The organism is Agarilytica rhodophyticola, from assembly GCF_002157225.2.
GTDB classification, from domain to species: Bacteria; Pseudomonadota; Gammaproteobacteria; order Pseudomonadales; family Cellvibrionaceae; genus Agarilytica; species Agarilytica rhodophyticola.
The window spans coordinates 372,978-385,571 of record NZ_CP020038.1 but is presented as its reverse complement, the minus strand read 5'-3'; the positions used below and the strand labels follow the sequence as shown (position 1 = coordinate 385,571).

Sequence of the window (12,594 nt, the reverse complement as noted above, 5' to 3'; positions counted from 1 at the left end):
AAAAAAAGAGGCGTAAGAGTTTCTTCATTACGCCTCAAAAAGCAGGGATAATAGAGTTAAGATCCTAGTCGCGAATTAAATTATTTTCACAAGAGATTTAAATTTTAAACATCGCGTCATTCATAATATTTTCTACAAATTCTTGCTTACCACTAACAAGTGAAGGCCAGCCCATTTCATTGGCAATATCTCGCAAATCAGTAAGGCTTAGTTTTCCTGCTTCAAACTCGGCACCCGAGCCGCTATTGAAGCTTGCATAACGGGCCTTTTTAATTGCATCAAGCTTACCCTCACGAATTAGTTGATCGGCAATTAATAAACCTCTAGCAAAAGAATCCATACCGCCAATATGTGCGATAAAATAGTCTTCCATATCAGTAGATTCGCGCCGGAGTTTAGCGTCAAAATTTAAGCCGCCTAAACCAAAGCCACCATTTTCCAAAACAATTAACATTGCCTGTGCACAATCATATAAATCTGTTGGAAACTGATCTGTGTCCCAACCATTTTGATAATCGCCACGGTTAGCATCAATGGAACCAAGCATACCTGCGTCAGTACACATACGTAGTTCGTGGGCAAAAGTATGGCCGGCTAATGTTGCGTGATTTGCTTCAATATTAAGTTTAAAATCATCCTGCAAATCAAACGCACGAAGAAAGCCAATAACAGTTTGCGCATCAAAATCATATTGATGCTTAGTGGGCTCCATCGGTTTCGGTTCGATTAGAAAGTTGCCCTTGAATCCAATTGAACGTCCATAATCACGAGCCATAGTAAGAAATAGAGCAAGGTGTTCTAACTCACGTTTTGTATCTGTATTGAATAAACTAATATAGCCTTCACGCCCTCCCCAAAACACATAGTTTTCGCCACCCAGCGCGACTGTTGCCTCAAGCGCAGCTTTTACCTGAGCACCAGCATGTGCAACTACAGAAAAGTCGGGGTTGGTCGATGCACCATTCATAAAGCGGGGATTAGTGAAAACATTTGCCGTGCCCCAAAGCAACTTAATACCGGTTTCTTCTTGGCGTTGTTTAGCAGCAGCGGTCATTATCTGTAGATTTTCTTCAGTCTTTGCAACTGTATCTCCCTCAGGAGACATATCACGATCATGGAAGCAATAAAAAGGCGCGTTAAGTTTACTTACCAACTCAAATGCCGCATCCATTTTTTGGTGGGCAATAGTCATATCATCACTACCAATAAGCCACTCATGAGCACGAGTTTCAGGCCCAAAGGGATCATGGCCACCGGAGCAGAAGTTGTGCCAATAACATACGGCAAAACGCAAATGCTCCTCCATAGTCTTACCAGCAACCACTCTTGAAGCATCGTAAGCTTTAAATGCTAGAGGGTTATCTGAATCTTTACCTTCAAAGGCAATACGTCCGATACCTTTGAAATACTCTTTATCACCAATAAAAGTGGGTCTGCTCATCGTGTTTTACCCTTTGCAGTTTAATTACTCATTATTGTTTTTTTCGTAAATCGCATACTTACCTGTATAAAGCTGAGACGGTCATTACAGCGTCCTGATAGCGACTAAAAACTTCGTTATATTTTTCAACTTGCTGCTGTTGTGGCTCACAGCAGTACTGTTCATCAATGATGATGTATTGACTCAAAGTATCGGCATCACATATGCCGTTATATTCGATAGCACTGAAGGCTTGTAAAGCCGCACCAAAAGCAGCGCCTTCATCCTGTTTCATTATATTTACAGGCACGTTCATGATATCTGCAGTTATCTGTCGCCATAGAGGACTCTGGCTACCACCACCGGTTAAAATAATTTCATCGGTAGACGTTCCTAAACGGCTTAGCTCTTGAATGCCAGCACGTAGTGCAAAGGTGGCTCCCTCTACACCAGATCTGAGAATATGTGCCGGCGTCATATTTTGACTATCCATACCTAAAAGACAGCCTTTGCCGTTAGGCAAATTTGGTGACCGTTCGCCGTTGAAGAAGGGAAGGGTTATCAATCCGGAAGCTCCAGCGTTCACCCTCGCAATAGTCGCATCAAAATCTGCTATATCGACAGATAGCAAGTTACGAAATAATTCCGTGGTCACCGTGCAATTCATTGTGCATAAAAGCGGTAACCAGCCACCAGTTGATGAACAAAATGCGGAAATACTACCTGATGAGTCAATGACAGGTTTGTCACTGTAGGCGTAAACAGTACCTGAAGTGCCTAAGCTAACTGTAGTACGTCCAGTGTGAAGATTACCGGTTCCAATCGCAGCCATCATATTGTCACCACCGCCAATAGCTACCGGAGTATTTTCTGGCAAACCAGTCAGTGCTGCAGCTCCTTTATGAAGCTTACCAATAATAACGTTTTCATTTCGAAGCGGTGGAAGGCATTTCGAGAGATCTCGCATAGGGTCGATAGCGCGCAGCATCTCATCAGACCATGTTCTTTGTGCAATATTCAAAAAACCAGTGCCAGATGCGTCCCCCATCTCCATGCACTTTTCACCTGTTAACCAAAAATTTAAGTAGTCATGAGGGAGTAAAATAGTATCTAACTCAGCGTAAAGCTCTGGGTAATATTTTTTAAGATGCAGGACTTTTGGAGCGGTATAGCCTGTTAATATTTTATTACCTGTTTTCTCTATACATGCGGTGTCCCCCCCCAGGCTGTTATTTAAGTCATCGCACTCAGCCGCTGTTGCGGTATCACACCATAGCTTTACAGGAGCAATAACATTGTCGTGTTTATCAAGGGCAACAAAACCATGCTGTTGGCCAGAGACACTTAAAGCAATAACAGAATCTTTGATAGATTGAGAAATAGGTTTAAGGGCATTGATCAATGCTTGTATCCACCAATCGGCATCCTGCTCAGCGGAACCATCCTCCCGCCGATTTACTTCGAGAGCAGCAGATTCTTTAGCAACAACAGATTTAGCGCTGATGTCATAGAATAAAACCTTTAAGCTCTGCGTACCTAAATCGATACCAAGGACTGTTTTCATCTCAACTTTGCCTATTTTTATATCATAATACTAAAAACAATTGTAAACGTTTACATATACTAGTCAAGCAACATTTGAGAATAAGTTATTGCTCTATAAGTTACGGCTTAATATTAGCACAGTAAATTTATTTTATTTAATTATTAAAGCTAGGCACCCCTTGGCTTAGCTGTCGATTGTCTCACGACTAATTCGTAAGGAACAGTTTCATACATTGACTCTTTAGGCTCACTTGCGTTTCTTCCAATTTCATCAATTAAACGATGAACGGTGCGCTCACCAATAGTTTCAGCAGGCTGATGGATAGTCGTCAACGGAGGGCTAGAAACTTCTGCGTAACGGGTATTATCAAAGCCCACAACGGAAATATCTTCCGGAACTGACTTATTTAACGAGCGCAATTCATGTAAACATCCCAAAGCCATTTCATCATTAGCACAGAAAATAGCTGTCGGCGGATTAGGCAAGGCCAATAGTTCTGTAGTCGCTCGCCTTGCGCCATCAATACTCATTCCACCTTCACGAATCCATTCGTCAAACATATGAAGTTTGGCCCGTTGCATGGCCAACTGGTACCCCGCCTGTCGATCAGCCGTAAGTAGAGAATCTCGATCACCGCAAATAAATGCAATACGCCTGTGACCTAACTCAATAAGATGTTGGGTCGCCTCAGCAGCTGCAGCTGTATTATCAATATGAATATTGGGCAAGGTATTGAGTTCAGGAGAAAGTAGTTCGCAGCCGATGACCATAGGAATACGCCTATCGTTGCCACTGGACAGGAGCTCTGTACCAAAAGGCGAAACACTCGCTAACAAAATAATGCCATCTGCATGTTTAGAAACCATCAGCTCATTAATTTTGTCAGCGTTAATATTATTCCCCACGTTTTCGTGAATAAGTAAGCTGTACCCTTCTGAGCTGGCGGTTCTGCGAATACCTTTCATCACCAAGGTAAAAAATGGGTCGCCAACACCAGGAATAACCACCATGATCATCTTAGTTTTACCACGGCGAAAATCTCTCGCTAAGGTATTAGGCGAATAATTAGTGGCAGCGATGGCTTTTTCGACTTTTTCTCGTGTTCTGGGGCGAACTTGATGTGGCGAGTTAATGCAACGAGATACAGTGGCGATCGACACACCAGCCAGTTTTGCTACATCATTAATTAATACTTCAGCCATCGTATTCTACAAGTGAAAGATTTTAAGTAAATTTACTTTATATACTAGACCTTAACTAAACCCGATTAAAGCCATACAGCTTAGTTAAGGGCACCTTTACATTTATCTGATATTAATCAGGCATATCCTCTAATTCAATTCCTTTTGTTTCATTGACATATTTAAGTACAAAGAAAATTGAGATAAATGCAAAAGCCGCATAGAAACCGTATGTCAGGCCTAAACCTATTGATCCCAAAAATATTGGGAAAGTCATAGTAATTGCAAAGTTAGCTCCCCACTGGAAAAGACCTGCAACCGCTAAACCCGATCCTCGAATCTGATTAGAGAACATTTCCCCTAACATAACCCACATAATCGGACCCCAGGAAGCATTAAAGAAGAATACGTACAAATTCGCAGAAACTAAAGCAACTAGCCCCTCTGCATCAGTTAAATTCAACTCGCCATCGCTATTAATAGCAGCCATAGCAAAGGTGACACTGATAATAGTAAGCGTAAGCGCCATACCGGCTGAACCTATCCACAGCAATGGCTTACGACCAATACGATCAATCAGTCCAATCGTGATTAAACAGGCTCCAATGCTAACCAGGCCAGAGATAACATTAATTAGCAAAGAGTCACTTTCAGAAAATCCAACTGACTGCCAAAGTACAGCGCCATAGTAGAAAACAACATTAATTCCCACCAATTGCTGCAAAACGGCTAAGCCAATACCGACCCAAACAATACGTCGAACTTTAGAAGTTGTTGGATCAATTAAGTCTTTGAGCTGTGGACGGTGATGGTCTGCTGCAAGAGAACTATCTATTTCTTGATACTTTTGTTGCGCCGCGTTTGTACCATACAAACGGCCCAATGTACTTATCGCTTCATCTTTCTTGCCTGATGCGACAAGAAAACGAGGGCTTTCAGGAATAAGCAATAACAAAACGAAAAAGAGAGTAGCAGGCATTAGCTCAACCCAGAACATCCAACGCCATGCAGCATAACCCAGCATAAATTCGCTTTCAGAAGAGCCTGCAGCACCTGCAATTAAATAATTACTTAAAAAAGCGATAAATAAACCGCTAATAATTGCTACTTGCTGAACTGTCGTTAACCGGCCACGATACTCTGATGGAGCAATTTCACTTATATAAGCTGGAGCCATTACACTTGCGGCCCCGACACCAATGCCACCTAATACTCGATAAAAAATAAAAATCCCAGCTGAACCCGCTATACCTGATCCCCATGCTGAAATAATAAAAAATAAAGCAGAAACAATAAGGAGTTTTTTGCGGCCAAATCGATCCGCTAAACTACCGGCACAAAACGCACCTGCAGCACAACCGAGCAACATAACAGCCACATTAAAACCAGTGCCTACGCTACTTGAGTTAAACGCTGACTCTAACCCCTTTTGGGTGCCATTAATCACACCACTATCAAAACCAAATAGAAAGCCACCAATTGTTGCAATGCAACTAACTAAAATAATAAATGCTGTGTTCGCTTGCTCAGAAGGTAATTCAGCTTCTGCGGTTATGTTTACCGACGACATAGAAATACTCCAATGATTTAATGCCAGAGAAAGCTCGGGCTTATTAGTGGACTGCTCATTGTTATGAGGCAGCCTTTATTTGTTTTGAGGTGCTGTTATGCCTGTTTTTCTTTGACAAGAAAAGAGTTCTGTACAAATTTAAAGTTTTTTTTAAAAAAAGCATCTAATTCAACACATTGCATAGAGGAAAGTACCTTTTAAATCGTTAAAGTCAGTTGGCATTTTAAAAAATACTGTTTATCTCTTTGTGAAAAGAGGTTAAAGTGGCAGCGCACTCGCATTTTTTTAACACAATTTTGAAAAAAATTTCAAAATTTATTGGTGGAAAATGAAAGGTGGTTCGTCTGCTAGATATGCCAGGAATATTCTGGCGTTTGAGGAGAATGAAAAGTTTTTCTTTTCGCATTTTTTTGTAATCGTTTTCATTTTTTTAATTACAAATACATCAGCACAGGCTAGACCAAACGATTCAACAAAAAATGAGAAGTTTCGTTTCATGATTCCTCGGCAACGAGCTGATCTTGCGCTCACCGAAGTTGCTGAACAAACCAACAAAACGTTAATTTTCCCATTTGATGGGGCAAAACAAAGATGGGCTAATGCAGTAAACGGATGGTACACGCTGCAAGAAGGGTTGGATCACCTTCTTAGAGGTACCGCGTTGCAAGTATCAGTGGGTGACAACGGACAAATAAAAATACTAATAACGAAATCACACTCTGGAGGAACAGAGACTATGCACAAGCTGAGCAAATTGTCAGCAGCAATTCTGGCGATATCATCAACAGCATACTCAATCAATGGCGCCGCAGCACAAGACGGCTCTGCCTCATTACAAGAAGAAGAAGTCCTGGTCTTAGGGATTAGGGGAAGTTTACAACGAGCAGCAGATATCAAACGAGAAGCTAGCGGCGTTGTAGATGCCATTTCATCTGAAGACATTGGTAAATTTCCCGATACTAACTTAGCCGAATCACTACAACGTATATCAGGTGTATCCATCGACAGATCCGGTGGTGAAGGCCAATTCGTGACCGTGCGCGGATTCGGGCCAGAATTTAATACGGTTCTGGTTAATGGCCGCCAAATGCCCTCTGACAACCCTGGGCGCGAATTCAGCTTCGACTTACTTGCTTCTGAACTTGTTAGCGGTGTCGAGGTAAATAAAACGGCCAACGCCAGCCTACAATCAGGAGGCATTGGTTCAACAATCAATATTAAAACGGCAAAACCGTTAGATATTGACGAATTTAAGTTTGCCGGTAGCGTCAAAGGCCTGTATGACAGTAACAGCTCAGAAACTTCCCCACAGATTTCAGGCTTAATCAGCAATACCTTTGCCGATGGAAAGTTCGGAGCGTTACTTTCTTTCTCTCACCAAGAACGGGAAACCCAGCGTGAACAAGCTGCAATCGAAGGCTGGATTGCTAATACGAATATCGCGTCAAAACGTGAAGGGTATACTCCAACTACAGCAAATACTTTTGTACCACGAAACTATGAGCAACGAGTTATTGCTGAAGACCGCACCCGAACGGGTGGTAACTTAGTTTTACAATTTGCACCCAATGATTCGTTAGAGCTAACTGCAGATGTTCTCTATTCAAAATTTGATGTGGAATCCAAAGGTAGCTCCCTAGGGCATTGGTTTACCTCATCGGATTTTAGTAACACAGCTGAAAATCCTATAACTGTGGATTCTAATGGCACTGTTGTTAACTTTTTACAAGACAACGGCGCAACTGATTTCGGTGCGCGTGACATTGGCCGTCCATCAGAAACAATCTCAGCTGGCTTGAATGCTAAATGGCAAGTGAATGACAATTTTCAACTCGCCTTTGATTATTCAAAATCGAGCAGCGAGCTAAATGATTCTAAGGGTAATACCAACCCACTGATCATTTTCGGTTTTTTGGATAATGTCGTTTTTGACCATACTCAGGGTAACCTCCTGCCAGGTCTGAGTGGTTTCCAAGAGGCAAACCCCAATTACTTTAACGAACAACAGAATTTCGAACTGCGTCAAATAGCTGCAGGCACACCACGCAATACTATCGATGTCAGTGAGCCTATCGGCCGCGGCAATTATCTAGACCCCTCAACGGTGCGCTCACATGTAAATTTGAGACGTGGTAGTGTCATCGATGACGAAATTGATCAGTTTAAAGTGGATGGCGATTGGAGCTTCGATAACGATAAGGGATTGATCAGCGCAAAGTTTGGCGTTTTATATAGCGACCAGTCAAAGTCGAATACATTTGTCACTAATGAAATTGGTGGCCGTCATTGTGTTACCTGTGGCTATTTTGATCGTGTCCAAACAGCCGATGGTCCAACTGGCGCCCCAATTAATATCCCCTTGGATTTATTTTCGGTACTCAATGCTGGCGGCGACTTCTTAAGTGATTTAAGTGGCGCGAGCAATATTCCCAACCAATGGCTCCGTTTTGATCAAGAAGCAGCCTTTAACTTTATCGAAACTGCTACCGGTGGTAACTTAGATGCTGAAGCTTCAGGCACCTCTTTTGTGGTCAATGAAGAAATTTTTGCTACTTATGTGAAGTTTGAATACCAGCAAGATATAGGCAACATTCCAATGAGCGCTCATCTAGGCTTGCGCTATGAAACAACTGATGTTGATATAAACGGAACAAATACTACTCTAGAGAGCTTAAATATACTCGACCAAACAGAGCTAGGTCAGATTAATGGTCCCTTGGAGCCAATTCGCGTTAATAATAGCTACAATCACTTCCTGCCAAACTTGGATATAAAATTTGATCTAAGTGACACTATTGTTAGCCGTTTTGCAGTATCGAAAACTATTACACGACCCGCGCTACTTCAATTATCTCCAGGCATTACTATTCAAACCACTCGCCAAGGTGGCGATTTTAGAGCATCTTCAGGTAATCCTGAGCTGGAACCACTAGAATCGACTAATTTAGATTTGTCATTCGAATGGTATTACGGAGATGCTGACTATATTTCTGCTGGTTACTTCCGCAAAGATGTCACCAACTTTATTGTTAGCAACACAAGGCAAGATAGCTTCCAATTTACCAGTCCAAGTAGTGGGCAACCTGTACGCGATCCATCAAGCCCACAAGGCACAGACCCTAATGGTCTAGATGATAGTGATGGCATAGCATTATTTGACTTTACAACTCCAAATAATGGTGAAGATGCGGTTGTTGACGGTTTTGAACTTGCTATCCAGCATAACTTCGGTGAAACAGGTTTTGGTATATTAGCTAACTTGACTGTGGTTGATAGTGATTCGGATCTAAATGTAAACGATTTAAGTCAAAGTTTTGCAGTAACAGGCCTAAGTGATTCGCAAAATATTGTAGGCTTCTACGAAAAAGGCCCATTCCAAATTCGTTTGGCTTGGAATAATCGTGAAGGCTTCTTGCAGTCGCTCACACAAATTCAAGGCAGCGGGCCAACCTTTGTTGACGATTATCATCAGTGGGATCTTAGTGGTAGCTATGATATCAACGATTCCTTAACTGTATTCTTTGAAGGTATCAACATCACCGAAGAGATATTGTTAAAACATGGTCGTTATAGCAACCAATTCTTGCTAGCTGACGACACTGGCGCTCGCTGGTCACTTGGTTTACGTGCAACTTTCTAGTAACTTTACTATTAACGCGGTATAAACAAATACTAGATTAATAGATATATTTAAATGATAAAGAACGTGAACAAGGGCTCATAAAGAGCCCTTTTTTGTTCTTATCAAGTGGGAACAGATCGGATTATGGAGCAGCGATTAGAGGATTAGCATAGGTTAATCGTTTCTCAGACATCATTGGAGAAAATATAATGACAAAGCTGGTTGCAATTAATGATGTGAGCCACAGAAATCTTAAAATCGATCCTGACTATTGTTTGGTACAACAATCCAATACTCAGTTGATTCCAGTCATAGTCGAAGAATTTCGGCAACTTTGTGGACAATACCCTCTAGTATTAGCCAAAAACAGTGAGTCGGGGAACTTCATATGTGCAGCACTAATGGGTTTCGCTGAAGATGAAAACTTATTTATTGATAAAGGTGTACTGAATGCAATTCATGCCCCGCTAAACCTGTCTCGTCAGCCATTTTATTTAGGGTTTGGCGAAGGCAATGATGACTCACATTTAAGTGTATGTGTGGACATGGATCATCCCAGTGTGGGACAGGAAAAAGGCATAGGTGTGTTTGATGAGAATGGACAACAATCTCAACTGCTACAGAATGTGAGTTCAATATTGGCAACTCTATACCAGGGAGATGAAAAAACCAAAGAGTTCATACATCATTTGGCTTCCTTAGAATTGATCATGCCTATGCGCCTAAGCATTACTTTAGATGACAATTCTCGCTGTGAGGTTAATGGTTTATATACCATCGATGAAGAGGCCTTAAAGAAGATAGATACCGATCAGCTAAGCATTTTACATCAGAAAGATTATCTAAGATTTATCTATACCATGATGGCGTCACTGTCGCAGATTCAAATAATGATTCACAAAAAAAATCAACAGCTAAAATCTGTTAAAGTTAATTAAAAACTGATTATAAAAATAATTATAAAAATAATTAAAAAAACAGTGTGAAAGTATATGACACAGTATCGATGGGAATCTTTAGGTTTATTTTCGGTTCCACTAATCAAACTTAAATTAGATAGGTCCGAAGAAGTACGCGAGCTATTCTTTTCTAGAGTCCAAAACTTATCACAGGCGCAGACAAATACAGCCAGTAATACAGATAATTTAACTCATTATCATAACGACTCTAACGTATTTTCAACCTACCCAGAGCTTAGTTGGCTGAAAAGGTGGATAGAGGAATCGGCGGGTTTTGTTTACCACGACTTGCTAAATTACAAACGATCAGGAGCAATGAAGTTGGTGAGCGCCTGGTTCAACCTTGCACAAGCGGGAGCTTCTCAAACAAAACATGCTCATGCTAATAGTCTGCTAAGTGGCACCCTCTACTTGAATACAGATAAAGAAACATCCATAACATTTTATCATCCTTTAACCACGGGCTCATTGCACAACGAGCTATTCGATCAAGCAGTGCAAAAACACAATGAACACGGTTTGCAATATCATTTCACACAAGTTGAAATTAGTGTAAAGCAGGGGGAATGCTTGTTTTGGCCTTCACGCCTAGCCCATGGTTACAGTAACAATAGAACAAATAATCGCCTGAGCTTTTCATTTAATCTTATGCCAGAACGATTAAACTCGGTGTATCAAATTTTAAATTAGTGGGTACTAAGAAAAATTACTAAAAGTAAAATTAACAAGAGAGTCTATCGCTATGGGAAAGCCAATTCGTAAAATTGTTATTGTCGGCGGCGGCACGGCAGGCTGGATAACAGCAGGCACTATCGCTAAGCAATTTGAGAACAGCACACAAGATCCTATTTCGGTCACATTAGTAGAATCCCCCAATGTTCCCACCATTGGTGTTGGCGAAGGTACTTGGCCTACGATGCGAACTACGCTCAAAAATATGGGCATATTTGAGACAGACTTTATTCGTGAATGTGACGCCACCTTTAAGCAAGGGGCTAAATTTGCTCGCTGGGTCACTGGAGCAGACGACGACTTTTACTATCATCCCCTCGAACTGCCGCAGGGTTTTGTTAGTGGCAATTTGGTTCCACACTGGCAACAAAATAACGAAGGGGTATCCTTTGCTGATGCCGTGTGTTCACAAAGCCATATATGTGAACAAGGATTAGCCCCCAAACAAATAACAACGCCAGAATACGCCAGTGTTGCCAATTATGCTTATCACTTAGATGCAGGAAAATTCTCCAAATTTGTCCAAAAGCACTGTGTTGAAAAACTTGGGGTTAAGCATATTTTAGCCGATACCAGCACCGTCAATACTACAGAGAATGGAGATATCAGCTCCCTTGAAACACAACAAGGAATACAAATAGAAGGGGATCTTTTCGTAGATTGTACAGGCTTTAAATCACTTTTACTGGGCGAACATTACAAGGTTCCCTTCAAAGATTGTAAGGACATACTCTTCGTCGATACTGCGCTCGCTGTGCACGCTCCCTATGAAACAGATGATACACCTATCGCCTCTCACACAATATCGACAGCACAAACCGCTGGTTGGATTTGGGATATAGGCTTGGTCAGTCGCCGTGGTGTTGGCCATGTCTATTCAAGCGCACATATAAGCCAAGCCGAAGCAGAACTGCAACTAAGAGACTACTTAAGACCAAGGGTTAAGGATATTGATAATTACGATCTGCGTAAAATCTCAATAAATTCAGGCCACCGACAAAAATTTTGGCAAAACAATGTTGTCGCCGTCGGTTTATCTGCAGGTTTTCTAGAACCTTTAGAGGCATCATCACTAGTGTTAGTAGAGTTATCAGCCAGACTAATTGCTCAGCAGCTCCCCCCAGATAGAGATTCTATGGATATTGTCGCTAAACGGTTTAATGAACGCTGCCAATATCGTTGGGATAGAATTATCGACTTTTTGAAACTACATTATTGTTTAAGCCAGCGCCGAGACAGCGACTTCTGGATCGAAAACTGCGATCCAAAGTCCATCCCTGATAGCCTACAAGAACTCATTGAGATGTGGCGCTTTCATTATCCCTGGCAAGATGATTTCACACAAAAAGACGAAGTATTTCCTTCCGCAAGTTATCAGTATGTGCTCTATGGCATGGGCTTTAAAACTAAACCAAGCTTCCACGGGATGACATCTCACAATGTTCAATTTGCCGAAGAGCAATTTGCACGCAACAAAAAAAACGCTCAATTATTTTGTAGCAAGCTCCCCAATAATAGAGAGCTTATAAATAAAATAAAGCTGCACGGTTTGCAGAGGATTTAA

At 41.5% G+C, this 12,594-nt stretch carries 8 protein-coding genes; 4 read left to right on the top strand and 4 right to left on the bottom strand.

All coding sequences use genetic code 11. The annotated features are described in order from the left end of the window. Positions 1-97 precede the first annotated feature (97 nt). The 4 genes from xylA to BVC89_RS01615 form a co-directional block, all read right to left on the bottom strand. Complete coding sequence (gene xylA / locus BVC89_RS01630; RefSeq protein ID WP_086929559.1) at positions 98-1,441, bottom strand: xylose isomerase; 1,344 nt, start codon at positions 1,439-1,441, stop codon at positions 98-100. A 58-nt stretch (positions 1,442-1,499) separates the two neighbouring features. Beyond that, on the bottom strand, positions 1,500-2,984 hold the full coding sequence (gene xylB, locus BVC89_RS01625) for a xylulokinase (protein ID WP_086929558.1): 1,485 nt from the start codon (positions 2,982-2,984) through the stop codon (positions 1,500-1,502). 149 nt (positions 2,985-3,133) lie between these two features. Continuing rightward, positions 3,134-4,168, bottom strand: a complete 1,035-nt coding sequence (locus tag BVC89_RS01620) for a LacI family DNA-binding transcriptional regulator (protein WP_086929557.1) — start codon at positions 4,166-4,168, stop codon at positions 3,134-3,136. Positions 4,169-4,280: 112 nt separating this feature from the next. After that, the gene (locus BVC89_RS01615; RefSeq protein ID WP_086929556.1) at positions 4,281-5,717 is read right to left on the bottom strand and encodes a sugar porter family MFS transporter; all 1,437 of its coding nucleotides are present in this window, start codon (positions 5,715-5,717) and stop codon (positions 4,281-4,283) included. Positions 5,718-6,213: 496 nt separating this feature from the next. On the opposite strand from BVC89_RS01615, the gene BVC89_RS01610 reads away from it, so the two are divergent. From BVC89_RS01610 to BVC89_RS01595, 4 genes are all read left to right on the top strand, one after another. Next, complete coding sequence (locus tag BVC89_RS01610) at positions 6,214-9,357, top strand: TonB-dependent receptor (RefSeq protein ID WP_245929282.1); 3,144 nt, start codon at positions 6,214-6,216, stop codon at positions 9,355-9,357. Between the two features lie 191 nt (positions 9,358-9,548). Further along, the gene (locus BVC89_RS01605; protein ID WP_086929554.1) at positions 9,549-10,277 is read left to right on the top strand and encodes a SapC family protein; all 729 of its coding nucleotides are present in this window, start codon (positions 9,549-9,551) and stop codon (positions 10,275-10,277) included. A gap of 54 nt (positions 10,278-10,331) precedes the next feature. After that, positions 10,332-10,988 carry a TIGR02466 family protein gene (locus BVC89_RS01600; protein WP_086929553.1) on the top strand — a complete coding sequence of 219 codons (657 nt, stop codon included), beginning with the start codon at positions 10,332-10,334 and terminating at the stop codon, positions 10,986-10,988. A 52-nt stretch (positions 10,989-11,040) separates the two neighbouring features. Next, on the top strand, positions 11,041-12,594 hold the full coding sequence (locus tag BVC89_RS01595) for a tryptophan halogenase family protein (RefSeq protein ID WP_086929552.1): 1,554 nt from the start codon (positions 11,041-11,043) through the stop codon (positions 12,592-12,594).